General features: G+C 68.4%; 16 protein-coding genes. 3 read left to right on the forward strand and 13 right to left on the reverse strand.

What is annotated here, in order from left to right; genetic code table 11:
• The gene (locus QTI17_RS00765; protein ID WP_286530406.1) at positions 1–723 is read left to right on the forward strand and encodes a type 1 glutamine amidotransferase; all 723 of its coding nucleotides are present in this window, start codon (positions 1–3) and stop codon (positions 721–723) included.
• A gap of 40 nt (positions 724–763) precedes the next feature.
• Here the strand turns inward: QTI17_RS00765 and QTI17_RS00770 are convergent, their stop codons facing one another.
• Positions 764–1,774 carry a zinc-binding dehydrogenase gene (locus QTI17_RS00770; protein ID WP_286530408.1) on the reverse strand — a complete coding sequence of 337 codons (1,011 nt, stop codon included), beginning with the start codon at positions 1,772–1,774 and terminating at the stop codon, positions 764–766.
• Positions 1,775–1,889: 115 nt separating this feature from the next.
• Here QTI17_RS00770 and QTI17_RS00775 point away from each other — a divergent pair, with 115 nt between their 5' ends.
• Both QTI17_RS00775 and QTI17_RS00780 read left to right on the forward strand, forming a co-directional pair.
• Positions 1,890–2,768, forward strand: coding sequence for a LysR family transcriptional regulator (locus QTI17_RS00775; protein WP_286530410.1), 879 nt, complete (start codon positions 1,890–1,892; stop codon positions 2,766–2,768).
• Between the two features lie 122 nt (positions 2,769–2,890).
• Complete coding sequence (locus QTI17_RS00780) at positions 2,891–3,517, forward strand: H-NS histone family protein (protein WP_286530412.1); 627 nt, start codon at positions 2,891–2,893, stop codon at positions 3,515–3,517.
• A 79-nt stretch (positions 3,518–3,596) separates the two neighbouring features.
• Here the strand turns inward: QTI17_RS00780 and QTI17_RS00785 are convergent, their stop codons facing one another.
• The 12 genes from QTI17_RS00785 to nac form a co-directional block, all read right to left on the reverse strand.
• Positions 3,597–4,439 (reverse strand): ABC transporter substrate-binding protein, encoded by an 843-nt coding sequence (locus tag QTI17_RS00785; RefSeq protein WP_286530414.1) that lies wholly within the window; start codon positions 4,437–4,439, stop codon positions 3,597–3,599.
• Positions 4,440–4,476: 37 nt separating this feature from the next.
• The gene (locus tag QTI17_RS00790) at positions 4,477–5,211 is read right to left on the reverse strand and encodes an amino acid ABC transporter ATP-binding protein (protein WP_286526091.1); all 735 of its coding nucleotides are present in this window, start codon (positions 5,209–5,211) and stop codon (positions 4,477–4,479) included.
• A gap of 76 nt (positions 5,212–5,287) precedes the next feature.
• Positions 5,288–6,043, reverse strand: a complete 756-nt coding sequence (locus tag QTI17_RS00795) for an amino acid ABC transporter permease (protein ID WP_286530416.1) — start codon at positions 6,041–6,043, stop codon at positions 5,288–5,290.
• A gap of 3 nt (positions 6,044–6,046) precedes the next feature.
• Positions 6,047–6,748 carry an amino acid ABC transporter permease gene (locus QTI17_RS00800; protein ID WP_286530418.1) on the reverse strand — a complete coding sequence of 234 codons (702 nt, stop codon included), beginning with the start codon at positions 6,746–6,748 and terminating at the stop codon, positions 6,047–6,049.
• A gap of 51 nt (positions 6,749–6,799) precedes the next feature.
• Positions 6,800–7,552, reverse strand: a complete 753-nt coding sequence (locus tag QTI17_RS00805) for an SDR family oxidoreductase (RefSeq protein ID WP_286530420.1) — start codon at positions 7,550–7,552, stop codon at positions 6,800–6,802.
• A 159-nt stretch (positions 7,553–7,711) separates the two neighbouring features.
• The gene (locus QTI17_RS00810; protein ID WP_286530422.1) at positions 7,712–8,476 is read right to left on the reverse strand and encodes a LamB/YcsF family protein; all 765 of its coding nucleotides are present in this window, start codon (positions 8,474–8,476) and stop codon (positions 7,712–7,714) included.
• An 18-nt stretch (positions 8,477–8,494) separates the two neighbouring features.
• Positions 8,495–8,863: a biotin/lipoyl attachment domain-containing protein gene (locus QTI17_RS00815; RefSeq protein WP_286530423.1), complete on the reverse strand. Its 369-nt coding sequence runs from the start codon at positions 8,861–8,863 to the stop codon at positions 8,495–8,497.
• Entirely contained in the window at positions 8,860–9,843 is a 984-nt protein-coding gene (locus tag QTI17_RS00820; protein ID WP_286525920.1) for a 5-oxoprolinase subunit C family protein, read from the reverse strand. Before QTI17_RS00820 ends, QTI17_RS00815 begins: the two co-directional genes overlap by 4 nt.
• Positions 9,840–10,505: a 5-oxoprolinase subunit PxpB gene (pxpB, locus tag QTI17_RS00825; protein ID WP_286530425.1), complete on the reverse strand. Its 666-nt coding sequence runs from the start codon at positions 10,503–10,505 to the stop codon at positions 9,840–9,842. The genes QTI17_RS00820 and pxpB overlap by 4 nt, the downstream gene beginning before the upstream one ends.
• On the reverse strand, positions 10,502–11,854 hold the full coding sequence (accC, locus tag QTI17_RS00830; protein WP_286530427.1) for an acetyl-CoA carboxylase biotin carboxylase subunit: 1,353 nt from the start codon (positions 11,852–11,854) through the stop codon (positions 10,502–10,504). The genes pxpB and accC overlap by 4 nt, the downstream gene beginning before the upstream one ends.
• Complete coding sequence (locus QTI17_RS00835) at positions 11,847–12,281, reverse strand: acetyl-CoA carboxylase biotin carboxyl carrier protein (RefSeq protein WP_286530429.1); 435 nt, start codon at positions 12,279–12,281, stop codon at positions 11,847–11,849. Before QTI17_RS00835 ends, accC begins: the two co-directional genes overlap by 8 nt.
• Before the next feature lie 159 nt (positions 12,282–12,440).
• Complete coding sequence (gene nac / locus QTI17_RS00840; RefSeq protein ID WP_286530431.1) at positions 12,441–13,352, reverse strand: nitrogen assimilation transcriptional regulator NAC; 912 nt, start codon at positions 13,350–13,352, stop codon at positions 12,441–12,443.
• Between the last annotated feature and the right edge of the window lie 69 nt (positions 13,353–13,421).

The raw sequence follows: 13,421 nt of genomic DNA on the forward strand, positions 1-13,421 counted from the left end.
ATGAAGCCGATCGCGGTCTTCCAGCACACCGAGGTGGGGGCACCGGGCGCGGTGCTGCCGATCCTCGGGGCCCTGGGCCGCGAGGTGGAGATGGTGCGCATCGTCGACGGCCAGGCGGTCCCTGCGGACGCTTCGCGCTTCAGCGGCCTGGTCTTCATGGGCGGCTACATGGGCGCGCACGACCCGCTGCCTTGGATCGCACAGGAGCTTGCACTGATCCGCGACGCCGATGCGCGCGGCATCCCGGTTGCCGGCCATTGCCTGGGAAGCCAGCTGGTGGCGCTCGCGCTGGGAGGCGAAGTCCATCCGCACGACCGGCCCGAGATCGGCTGGTGCGAGATCACCGCGGAAGCCGGCGACACGGCGCGTGCGTGGTGGGGCGAGGAGCACGCGGGCAAGGTGCTTCAGACCTTCCAGTGGCACGCCGACACCTTCACGCCCCCGCCCGGCGCGGTCCCGCTGGCGCGCGGCGCCTACTGCGCCAACCAGGCCTTCGTGCTGCGCGACCGGCATCTGCTGGTGCAGTCGCACCTCGAGATGACGCCTGCACTGGTCGAGCTGTCGATGGCGCGCAACGGCCAGCAGCTGGTTCGGCAGAACGCGCTCGCGAATCCGGCGGCGAGCGCCGGCGGCGACCTGCTGAACGATCTGCCGAAGCGCACGCAGGAAATGCACGCGTTGCTGGGGCGGCTCTATGCACGATGGGTGGTGGGCTGCGGGTGACCCGCTCGGGGCGCGCATTGCGAAGTGGAATCCGAGGGGACTAGGCGATGTCGACAACCACTCTGCCAACAGCCCGACCGCTGGTCGCGCGAGCGTGTGCGTCCGCGGCCTGACCGAGCGTGAATCTCTGCGTGTCCAGGAGAGGGCGAAGCCGACCCGCATCGACCAGTTCGGCGATCCGGGCCAGGATGTGTCCGTGGTGGGCGCGGCCCTTGCCACTGAGCATGGGCATCAGCGTGAAGACGCCGGAATAGGTGGCCCCTCGGAAGGACAGCGGCGCCAGCGAGTGGGTGCCCCAACCCAGAGCGCTCACGACGTGGCCGGTGTAGCGGCGTACAGACACGAATGACGCATCGAGCGTGGCGCCACCCACGGTGTCGTACACCACATCGAATCCTTCATCCGCCGTGTGCGCGTGAACATGGTCCGCAGGGGTCGAAGCCGCGTAATCGATGGGCGTCGCGCCAAGCGAACGGACGACATCGACCTGCGCGGGCTTTGCAGTCGCGTAGACGTCGGCGCCGAATGCGCGAGCGATCTGTATGGCCACATGCCCGACACCCCCCGCTCCGCCATGTACGAGGACCTTGTGACCGGTACTGGCGCGTGCGCGGTCGATCAGGCCTTCCCAGGCGGTGATCGAGACCAGCGGCAGTGCGGCGGACTCCCGCATGGACAAGCGCTTCGGCTTGTGCGCGAGGAGGTCCGCGTCTACCGCAGCGTATTCGGCCAAGGTCCCTTGCAGGCCACCCACGCCACCGACGAGACCGTAAACCTCGTCACCCACCTCGAAGCGGGTGACGCCGACACCGACCTGGACGACAACCCCTGCCATGTCCATTCCAAGAACCGCCGGCAGGGGGTGCTCTGCATGCGCCGCGACGCCGGCGCGAATCTTGGTGTCGAGCAGGTTGACGCCGCTGGCTCCGATACGCACCAGGACATGCCCCCGAGGGACATCCGGAACCGGGCGGGCTAGAACTTCGAAGGGGCCGTCGGTCTCGTGAACGACAGCAGCCTGCATGGTGGCGGGAACGAGTGAGCGGGGCATGGGAAACGTCCTTTTGATATGCGATGCGCGTGAATCCAGGACTTCAGTTTGAGGTGTTCGTCTTTGCATGTAAATTCACGAATCTGAACTTCTCTCATTCATATTTGAATGCGTCATGGACTGGAGTGATGTCCGCATCTTTCTGGCGGTCGCTCGCTCGGGCTCGCTGAGTGGCGCAGCGCAGCGCTTGGGGATGTCCCAGCCAACCATGGGACGTCGCCTGCGAGCCTTGGAAGACTCGACCGGTCAGAGGCTGTTCCAACGCGGGCGCGAGGGGTTTCAACTCACGGATGAAGGCGCGTCGGTGCTATTGCACGCCGAGCGGATGGAAGAAGAGGCGCTCGCCATCGAGCGACAACTTGCAGGACGGGGCGCCGAGCTCCAAGGTCTTCTCCGGGTGTCGTCTTCAGACTGGTTCGGACTCCATGTGCTTTCGCCCGTAGTTGCGCGGTTCGTTGCGCTTCACCCTGGGGTGCGCGTCGACCTCATCACGGACTCGCGCTTTCGCGACCTTGCCCGACGGGAGGCGGAGCTGGTGTTTCGCATCCGGCCTTCGGAAAGCCCGGACATCGTCCAACGGCAGTTCATGCACATGACCTATGCCCTGTACGGTCCGGTCGGGATGCCTCCGCCGACGGCAGGCGATGGCGCGGGCAGCCGGCTCATCACGTTGGATGCGGCGTTCGAGGACCTCCCGGATGTGCACTGGCTGCGAAACACGTTTCCGGGAGCGACCTTCGCGCTGGGTAGCAACAATCGCGATGTGCAGGCTCGCACATGCGCCCTGGGGGCAGGTTTCGCCGTGCTGCCGACTCTGCTGGGTGACCAGTTTCCCGGTATCGAGAGACACGATGTCCACCCGTCACCCCCGGGCAGGGACGTTTGGTTCGCCTATCACCAGGACCTGCGTGGACTGGCACGACTGCGCGCATTCCTGGACCTGGTCATCAATTGCGTCGGCGAGGGCGCCGGTTCGACGTCGAGCAGCCCGTAAAATCCAAATTGGCGTCGATTTGAATAAGCGAAGTTCATTCATTCATTCAATAAAGACGCCTTTGTCGCCAACGTTCATGACGCCATGCGACGAACCCCCTCAACTTCAAAGGTTCAGACTCAATGACGAAGTCCTACGCGCAACTCAAATCCGCCATCGCCAAACTCGAAAAGGAAGCGGCTGCGCTCCGTGAAGCTGAAATGACAAAGGTGATTGCGCAAATCAAGGAGTCGATTGCCACGTTCGGCCTGACTGTCGAACATCTCTTTGGCCGTGGCGCCAAAGCGTTGAAGGTGGCCGCCGGCAAGACCCTCGGCGATGGCAAGGCACCTCGCAAGGGCGCAGGCATTCCCAAGTACCGCCATCCCAAGACGGGCAAGACCTGGACCGGCTTCGGCAAGGCTCCCGGATGGATTGCCACGGCTCGCAACCGTGACAAGTTCCTCATCGCCCCCTCTGGCGTCGCTGCGGCACCTTCGGTCGAAGGCGTCGACGCGCCGGTCGCGGCCGTCGCAAAAACCACCCGCAAGGCCCGCCTTGTCGCACCGGTGAAAAAGTCGATTCGCGCCAAGAAGGCCGCGCCAAGGAAGAGTGCTCCTTTGAAGAAGGCTGCGCCGGCACGCAAGGCAGCTGCTGCGCCCAAGGCTCCAAAGGCCGCCGCCAAGACCCGCCGACCGCGCGCGTCCACGAAATCTTCGGCGCCTGTGTCGCCCGCCGTCTCGGCAGAGACGACCGCATCCGCAAGCTGACATCGCAGTCAGCCTCCTTCGGCCGAAGGAGGCAGACGAACGGGCCGCTGTGCGGCCCTTTTTTTTGGCGCAGCTGCGCTCAGGGCAGCAGTTCGAATTTCAGGTCCGCCAGCGGCATCACCTTCTCCTCGCGCACCAGCTTGTATTCGGTGTTCGGGCCCAGCCACTTGGCCCAGAGGCGGTCGAGTTCGCCCGACTTCTCGAGCGCATACAGCGCGCCGTTCACCTTCGCCAGCAGCTGCGGCTCGTCCTTCTTCATGCCGATGCCGATCGGCTGCAGCACCATCGGCTCCTTGATCATCTTGAGCGGCACGCCTTCGGTCTTCGACTGGTTGACCAGCTTGGTGATGGTCATGGTGTTGGCCACCATCCCCATCGACTTGTTCTGCTGCACCGCCATGAAGGCCGATCCGGTGTCCTGGAAGGTCACGGGCTCGGAGCCGTTCATCTTGATGGACAGCTCGGAGGTCGAACCCTTGGTCGAACTCAGGCGCTTGCCCTTGAAGTCGGCCTTGGTGGTGCCGGGGTCCGAGGCCTTGACCGCGAGCATCTCCTTGGCGACGTAGTAGGGATCGCTAAACTGGATCTGCTCGCCGCGGCTCTTGGTGTAGGCCAGGTTGGCGATCGTCACGTCGACCCGGCCCAGCTTGACTTCAGGCACCCGCGCCTCCACCGACAGCGGCGTGACCTTGGCCGTCAATCCAAGCTCCTTGGCCACCGCGTTGCACAGGTCGACGTCATGCCCGACCATCTCCCGCGTCTTCGGGTCCGGCGCGGCGAACGGCGGCACGTCGGCGAAGGTGCCGCATTTGAGTTCCTTGCGCGCGGCGATGTCGGCCCACTGGTCGGCATGCGCCAACAGGGAGAGCGCGGACAGGCAGACGCCCAGGGCGCCGAGTTGAAGAGCGGTCGGTTTCGACATGGAGATCTCCTGAAGGGGTGAGAGGACGGGGGAAGGGTCAATGGGCGCGCAGGTCGGACAGGAAGCGCTGCGCGCGCGGATGCTGCGGGTGACGAAAGAAGGTCTCGGGCTCGGCCTTCTCGAGGATCCGGCCGGCATCCATGAACCACACGCGGTCGGCGACTTCGCGGGCGAAGTTCATCTCGTGCGTGACGCACATCATGGTCATGCCATCGCTGGCCAGGCCACGCATCACCGACAGGACCTCGCCCACCATCTCGGGGTCGAGCGCGCTGGTCGGCTCGTCGAACAGCATCGCGGGCGGCTCCATGGCGAGCGCGCGCGCGATCGCCACGCGCTGCTGCTGCCCGCCCGAGAGCTGCGCAGGAAAAGCGCCGGCCTTGCCCGACAGGCCGACCCGCTCCAGCAGCTGGCCGGCCTTCTCGCGGGCCTGGGCCTTCTTCACGCCGAGCACCCGCATCGGCGACAGCATGATGTTGTCCATCACCGAGAGGTGCGGAAAGAGGTTGAAGCTCTGGAACACGAAGCCGATGCGGCTGCGCAGCCGGTTGAGCGCCACGCTGCTCATCGGCGCGTGGATGTCGTGGCCGTCGAACAGCAGCTGGCCCGACTTGATCTCCTCGAGCCGGTTCACGGTGCGGATCAAGGTCGACTTGCCGGAGCCGGACGGCCCGCAGACCACCACGACCTCGCCCTTCTTCACTTCGGCGCAGACGTCGGTCAGCGCCTGATAGTCGCCGTACCACTTGTTGATGTTGTTGAACAGAATCATGGGGTCGTCCTGGAGGGGCGATGGGGGGTTCATGGTCTGTCTCCGTCGGTTTCTGTGGTGGGCCGTCTGCGCGGCCTCAGGGATGGGTGGCCACGGCGGGCGGCAGGTCGCTGGCGCCGGGGTCCTGGCGGACGGCGGTGCCGAGCCGCTTGAGGGCGATGCGGCGCTCCAGCCAGAGCGCCAGCCGGGTCAGGCTGAAGCAGACCACGTAGTAGGTCATCGCCAGAATGAAGAACACCTGGAAGGGCTTGGTCAGCAGCTGGTTGTTGATCTGGTTGGCGGCAAAGGTGAGCTCCTGGACATTGATCACGTAGCCCAGCGTGGTTTCCTTGATGGTCGAGATGAACTGGCTCAGCATGCTCGGCAGCATGTTGTAGAGCGCCTGCGGCAGGATCACGTAGAACATCGTCCCGAGGTGGCTGTGGCCGAGCGCGCGCGCCGCCTCGCTCTGCCCCTTGGGAAGGGACTGGATGCCCGCCCGCACCACCTCCGACAGGTAGGCGCCCTCGTAGATGACCAGCGTGCAGAGCATCGTCGTGAAGCCGGACACGTCGCGGCCGATCAGGATCGGCACCAGGAAATAGACCCACAGGATCACCATCAGCAGCGGCACGCCGCGCACGATGTAGACCAGCACCGTGGCGGGCACGCGCAGCAGCTTCCACGGCGACAGGCGCGCCAGCGCGAGCAGCACCGACAGCGGAAAGGCCAGCACGATGCCGAGCACCGACAGGATCAGGGTGGCGACGATCCCGCCCAGGGGCCCGTTCGGATACTGGCCCACCAGCAGCAGCAGCCAGTTGTCCCTGAGGATCTCGAAGATGCTGAACATGGGCTACCTCGCACCGACGATTCGATAGCGCCGCGCCACCCAGGCGCCGACGGCCATGATGAGCAGCGAGAACGCCAGGTACAGCACGGTGGCGGCGCTGTAGGCCTCGAAGGTGCGGAAGCTCTGGCTCTCGATTTCCTTCACCGCATGCGTCAGCTCGGCGACGCCGATCGCCATCGCCAGGCTGCTGTTCTTGAACAGCGACACGCTGTGGTTCACCAGCGCCGGCACCGCGTTGCGGATCGCCTGCGGCAGCATCACGTGACGCATCGATCCGATGTAGCCGTGGCCCAGCGCCCGGGCGGCCTCGGCCTGCCCGGCGGGAATGGAGCGCAGGCCGGAGCGCATGTCCTCGCTGAAATACGCCGCCTGGCACAGGCCCAGCGCGACGATCGACAGCAGGGTCTCGGCGTTGTGCTCCGACAGCCAGGCCTGCAGGGCGTCGGGCAGCAGGCTGAAGATGCCGAAGTACCAGAGCATCAGCTGCACCAGGGTCGGCACGTTGCGGTGGTAGGACACATAGGCCGCCACGGCTCGCTCGGCGATCGGCTGGCCCGTCAGGCGCACCACCAGCAGCACGATCGCGATGGCCATGGCCAGCAGCCAGGAGCCGGCGGCGATCTGCAAGGTGGCCTCGATGCCGTGCAGCAGCATCAGGCCGAACTCGGGCTTGAGCAGGATCGCCAGGAGATCGAATTCCTTCATTGCCGGTCCTTGGTGTGGCAGGCGCCGTGCGGAGGGATGCGAGACCCGGACTCAGGCCTGCGCCGCGCCGGGACGCGTGGTCGACAGGCCGCCCGGAACCTGCATGGTGGGCGTGATTTCCATGTGGCCGACATTGACCGCGATGGGCGCCGCGATCGCGAAGGCGATCGCATCCGCGATGTCCTCGGCCTGCGGCAGCTCGAAGCCTTCGACGAAGCGCTGGTGGGTGGCTTCGGAATCGCCGTGCACGTGGGCGAAGATGTCGGTCGCGACGCGGCCCGGACAGATCTCGGTGACGCGCACCCGCTTGCCGAAGCAGTCGATGCGCAGTTGCCGCGACAGCATGCTGACGGCGGCCTTGGTCGCGTGGTAGGTGCTGTTGCCGCCGAAGTTGTAGGCCGCCGCGATCGAGCTGATGTTGACCACGTGCCCGCGGTCGCGCGCTGCCATGCCGGGGACGACGAGCCGGCAGAGGTGCAGCACGGCGCGCAGGTTGACGTCCACGAGCAGGTCGATCCCTTCGGCATCGGCCGCGAGGATCGAGCCGGGCCGGTCGACGCCGGCGTTGTTGACCAGCACGTCGAAGTCGACCTCCTTCGCCAGCGCGGTGATGCTGCGCAGGTCGCTGACGTCGATGGCGTGCGGGATGCAGCCGGTGCGCGCGGACAGCGCCTCGAGCTTGCCGCCGCTGCGCGCCAGCGCGTGGACCTGCAGGCCCTCCTTGCAAAGGCGCTCGACCACCGCGGCACCGATGCCGGAGGAGGCGCCCGTCACGAGGGCTGTCTTGTAGTCGGAGAACGGCATGGCGATGGCTTTCAGTGGAACGAAGGACGATGCGATGGATTCACTGTATCGAGCGCTCCGGCAACGCGCCAAGACGGTTTGTCTGTGGAGCGATAAGGGGCCCTTATGTCGCCCGGGAAGGGTGCGCGCCGGCTCAGGGTTGGCACCATGTCCGTGCCCTCAGGCCGCTTGCCTGGAGATCGGGACGACCCGTCCGTGCGCCTCGACCAGCGCGCGCACCCCGCGCGCCAGCGCCACCGCCCCCGGCGTGTCGCCATGGACCAGGATCGAGTGGACGCGCATCGGGATCTTTCGGCCGCCATAGCTGGTGACCGTGCCCTCCTCCAGCAGCTGGCGGACCCGGGCCAGCACGCGCGCCGGCTCGTGGATCACGGCGTCCGGCATCTTGCGCGGGATCAGCAGGCCCTCCTCGTCGCAGGCGCGGTCGGCCAGGAAGGTGGTTCGCACGCGCAGGCCGCAGTCCGCGGCGGCTTCCTCGATGGCGCGGCTGGCCGACGAGCTGATCGTGAGCGACGGATCGAAATCGGCGACGGTGCGCACCAGCGGCCCGGCCAGCGCCGGATCGGCCGCCGCCATGTTGCCGAGCGCGCCGTGGAAGCTCATGTGCGTCATGCGGTGGCCGGCGGCCCGGGCCATGCCGGACAGCGCGGCGAGCTGGTAGAGCACGCAGGCAGCGAGCTCGGCCGGGTCCATCTGCATCTGGCGCCTGCCGAAGCCGACCAGGTCCGGAAAGCCCACGTGGGCGCCGACGTCGACCCCGTTCCTGAGCGCCGTGCGCACGGTGCGGTCCATGATGAGCGGGTCGCCGGCATGGAAGCCGCAGGCGACGTTGGCCGACGAGACGATGCCGAGCAGGGCCTCGTCGTCGCCCATGCGCCAGGGTCCCACCCCCTCGCCGAGGTCGGCGTTCAGATCGATGTCCATGGTGCGGTCCCTTCGCCGTCAGGTCGTTTCTTGAAACTCGATCAGGGCGGCGCCGAAGCCGACCGCCGCCCCATCGTCCGCGAGCCACCGGGCCACCCGCCCGGCCACCGGCGCGAGCACCGGCAGCAGGAGCGGGCCGATCTGCAGCACGCCCACCGCCTGCCCCGCCGGTACCGGCTCGCCGATCGGCGCCAGCGCTGCGGCATGCAGCGGGTGCGCGCGCCTGAAGACGCCGACCGAGGCGGCCCGCAGCGTCGTTGGCGCGGGGTGGGCCTGCGGCGCGCCGAAGCGCAGGGTCTCGAAGGGCGTGCGCAGCTCGAAGTAGCCGATGTCGGTCCCGGCCAGCCAGCGCGCGATGTCCTCGCGTTGTGCGTCGGTCTTCTTCACCGGGCGCCCCGCGCGCTGCAATGCAGCGCCACCATCCGTTCGACCTTCGCCAGCCATTGGCGGGCTTCGTCGCGCGCCGCCACGGCCTGCGCCCAGGTGGTCTCGATGAAACGGATGCGGCTGCCGATCGGCGCCTGCCCGAGCCGCCACAGGTCGGCCTCGATCACGGTGCCGAACTTGGGATAGCCGCCGGAAGGCTGGGCGTCGCGCATCTGGACGATCGGCTGGCCGCTGTGAGGCACCTGGATCACGCCCGGCACGATGCCGTGCGACAGCAGCTCCATGGGTGCGATCGGACGCAGCGCTTCGCCGTCGAGCCGATAGCCATAGCGATCGCTCTGAGCGGTGATCTTCCAGTCCCGGTTCCAGAAGGCTTCGCGCGACGCGGGTTCGAAGGCCAGGTATTCGGCCGCCGGCAGGACCCGCACGGCCGCGATGCCGTCGCGCTGCAGGGGCATGGCCAGCGCCGGCGGAACCAGGCCGAAGCCGGTGGGCCGGCCGTGGCCGTCATGGCCGCAGCGCAGCACGTCGCCGCGCTTCAGCGCCCGCCCTTCGAAGCCGCCGAAGGCGCCGCGCAGCTGGGTGCTGCGCGAGCCCAGGACCTCCGGCACGTCGACGCCGCCGGACAGGCACAGCAGGGCCCGGCTGGCCCGCATCGGGCCCTTCGGGACGCCCAGCGCCAGCACCTCGCCGGCTCGTGCGCGATGCGTCCACCAGGGCAGCAGGGGCCGCTCGTCCAGCCGCGCGTCGCAGTCGGCGCCGGTCAGGGCAAAGGCGCAGTCCGCGCCGAAGCGCAGCTTGAAGGGAAACACCGGGATCTCGATGCCGGCCGCGCCCACCGCGTTGCCGAGCATGAGGTTGCCGGCCGCCAGCGCCAGGTCGTCCATGGCGCCCGAGGTACCGACGCCCCAGCGCAGGCTGCCGTTGCGGCCGAGGTCCTGGACCGTCGCCAGCGCCGCGTTCGAAAGGATTTCGATCATCGCAGGACGGCCTCCACGCGGAAACGGATCATGTCGCCGGGCTGCAGCGCGGCCGGCGGCTCGGCCGCCGGGTCGAAGAAGGACATCGTGGTGCTCCCGATGGTGTTCCATCCGCTGGGGCCGGCGGACGCCGAGACGCCGGTCTGCGCACCGCCGATCGACACCGCGCCGCCCGGGATGCTCATGACCGGCACCTTGCGCCGCGGCGTGGCCAGGCGCGGGTCCATGCCGCCCAGGTAGCAATAGCCGGGATGGCTGCCCAGCGCGTACACCGGGTAGAGCGGCGCGCTGTGGAGTTCGACGATTTGCTCGACCGAAAGCCCGGTATGCGCGACCACGTCCGCCATGTGCGGCCCGCCGGTGCCGCCGTAGACCACCGGCAGCTCGACCACCCGGCCGCTGCGGGCGAGCGGCCGCGCGGCCTGCCATGCGGCCATCAGCCGCTCCTGCAGCGCATCGAGGGTCTGCGGCGGCTCGGCGAAGGTCAGCATCAGGTTCTTCATGCCCGGCACCGCTTCGCGGATCTCGGGCCAGGCCTCGGCCTCCTTCGCCAGCGCCCAGATGCGCTGCTGGGCTTCCAGGTCGAACGCGCCCGGCGCCTCGAACAGCAGCGCCGTGGTGCCGAGCAGGCTGAAGGCCGGCGTCGCGGGCGGCGCGTTCATGCCGCGCTCCGCTGCGCCAGCCAGCGCTCCAGATGGTGGATGTCGACGCCGCCGGCGGCGAAGCCCTCGTCCCGCATGATGGCCCGGTGCAGCGGCACGTTGGTCGCGATGCCGTCGACCTGCATCTCGGCCAGCGCCAGGCGCATGCGATCGAGCGCATCGACGCGCGAGCTGCCGTGGACGATCAGCTTGGCGATCATCGAGTCGTAGTACGGCGGCACGCGGTAGCCCGCCCCGGCATGGGTGTCGACGCGTACGCCGAAGCCCCCCGGCATGTGCCAGCCCGTGATGCGGCCCGGCGAGGGTGCGAAACTGTCCGGATCTTCGGCATTGATGCGGCATTCGATCGCGTGGCCCTGGCAGGCGATGTCGGCCTGGGTGAGCGCCAGCCGTTCGCCGCGTGCGGCGCGCAGCTGCTGCTGCACGATGTCGATGCCGGTGGTCATTTCGGTCACCGTGTGCTCGACCTGGAGCCGCGTGTTCATCTCGATGAAGTAGAAGGCGCCCTTCTCGTACAGGAACTCGAAGGTGCCCACGCCGCTGTAGCCGAGCTGCCGGCACGCGGCCGCGCAGCGCTCGCCCACCTCCGCCACCAGCGCCTCGTCGATGCCGGGCGCCGGCGCTTCCTCGACCACCTTCTGGTGGCGCCGCTGCAGCGAGCAATCCCGGCTGCCGAGCCAGATCGCATGGCCGTGGCTGTCGGCCAGCACCTGGATCTCCACATGCCGCGGATGCAGCAGGAACTTCTCGATGTAGACCTCGGCGTTGCCGAAGGCGCGGCGCGCCTCCTCGCGGGTCAGGGCGATGGCCTCGAGCAGCGCGCCTTCCTCGTGGACCACGCGCATGCCGCGCCCGCCACCGCCGCCGGCGGCCTTGACGATGACCGGAAAGCCGACCTCGCGCGCCAGGGCCAGCACCTCGGCCGGCGCCGACGGCAGACCTTCGTCGGGTCCGGGAACGCAGGGCACGCCGGCCCTGCGCATCGCACGCTTGGCCGCCACCTTGTCGCCCATGGTGCGGATGCAGGCCGCGCTGGGGCCGACAAAGACCAGCCCGGCGTCCTCGACCTGCTGCGCGAAGCCCGCGTTCTCCGACAGGAAGCCATAGCCCGGATGGACCGCCTGCGCGCCGCTGACCTCGGCGGCGAACAGCAGCGCCGAGGGGTCGAGGTAGCTTTGCGACGGACTCGCCGGGCCGATGCACAGGGCCTGGTCGGCCTGCCGCACATAGACCGCGTCGCGGTCGGCTTCCGAGTGGACCGCCACGGTCCTGAGGCCCAGCCCGCGGCAGGCGCGCTGGATGCGCAGGGCGATCTCGCCACGATTGGCGATGAGCACGGTGTCAAACATCGGGCTGCCCCCGGCGGATGCGAAAGAGCGCCTGCCCGCCTTCGACTTCGTCGCCCGAGGCCACCATCACGGCTTCGATCGTGCCGTCGGCGTCCGCGCGCACCTCGTTGAAGACCTTCATCGCCTCGATCACGCAAAGGGTCTGGCCCGCTGCGATGCCCTGCCCGACCCGCACGTAGGCGGGCTCGCCAGGCGTCGGCTGCAGGTGGACCACGCCGTAGAGCGGCGCCACGCACAGGCTCGACGCGTCGGCGGCGGCGGCGGCCGCTTCCGGCTCGGCGACCCGCGCGGGGGATGGCGAACCGTCTTCGGCGGGCGTCGCCTTCTTCACCAGCCTCAGCGTGCTGCCGTTCTCGCTGAAGCTGAGTTCCGCGAGGTCCGACGCCGCGAGAGAATCGATGAGTAGCTTGATCTGTTCCTGGTTCATGCCCGGGTCCGCCGGTAAGGGCAGGCTCCTGAAGGACCGACGCGCTCCACGAACGCGTGACGGCTGGCATGAAAGGTAACTGGCGCGCGCGCCGATGCCAAAGACGGTTTGGCTGTGGCGGGATAAGGGCGCCTTATGACGCGGGCGGCGGCCCGGGGCTCAGCGGCTGGCGGCGCCGCCGTCCAGGTCGGTGACCAGTTCGAGCAGGATGTCCTTCACCGCCTGCGCCGGCTCCGACAGCGGGAGGTGGTCGGACTGGCACAGCGCGAGCGGCGCTTCGATCACGGGGTCGACGATCTGGAACTGCCAGGCGCCGCAGGCAGCGACCACCTCGCGCGCCATCGAGGCCGGCAGGATGGTCGCGCCCAGGCCGTCGGCGATCGCGGCCGTCAGGGTGAAGGCGGATTCGATCTCGGCCACGATCCGGGGCGCGATGCCCAGCCGCATGCAGGCGGCATCGACCAGCTTGCGCACCACGTTGTAGGGGCGCGGCAGGAACAGTTCGATCTCGTGCAGGTCGGCCAGCCTCACCGGCTGCGCCGGCGCCGGCAGCGACGCCGGCCCGACCAGGAACAGGGGCTCCTTGAGCAGCGGCAGGAAGGTCAGGCCGTGGATGGCCTTGTCGCCGTACAGCACCGCCAGGTCCATGCGGCCGTTCATGATGAGCTCGCTCAAGGTGGTGCCGTAGTTCTCGTTGAGGTACAGCAGGATGCCGGGATGGCGCGCCCGCACGGTGCGCAGCAGGGGCAGCGACAGCGCCGAGGCCGCAGTGCCCGGCGCCAGCCCGACCGACACCGGCCCCGACACGCCCTGCCCGGCCGCCTCCATGTCGACCGTCGCCTGCTCGCACTGGCGCAGGATGATCTGGGCGTGCCGGTACAGCACCTTGCCGGCCTCGGTCGGCGTGACGCCACGCCCGGTCCGCACGAGCAATTGCTGGCGGACTTCGCCTTCGAGGGTCGCCAGTTGCTGGCTGAGCGCCGGCTGGGCGATGAACAGATGCTCGGCCGCCTGGGTCAGGCTGCCGATGTCCACGATCTTGACGAAGTATTTGAGGCGGCGGAGGTTCACGACCGGTCCACATGCAAAAGACAAGCCTGGCGTTCGGCTGTCGGGCTCCCATCTTAAGCACGCCGCCAT

Origin of the sequence: Variovorax sp. J31P179 (assembly GCF_030316985.1) — a bacterium.
Lineage (GTDB): Bacteria > Pseudomonadota > Gammaproteobacteria > Burkholderiales > Burkholderiaceae_C > Variovorax > Variovorax ginsengisoli_B.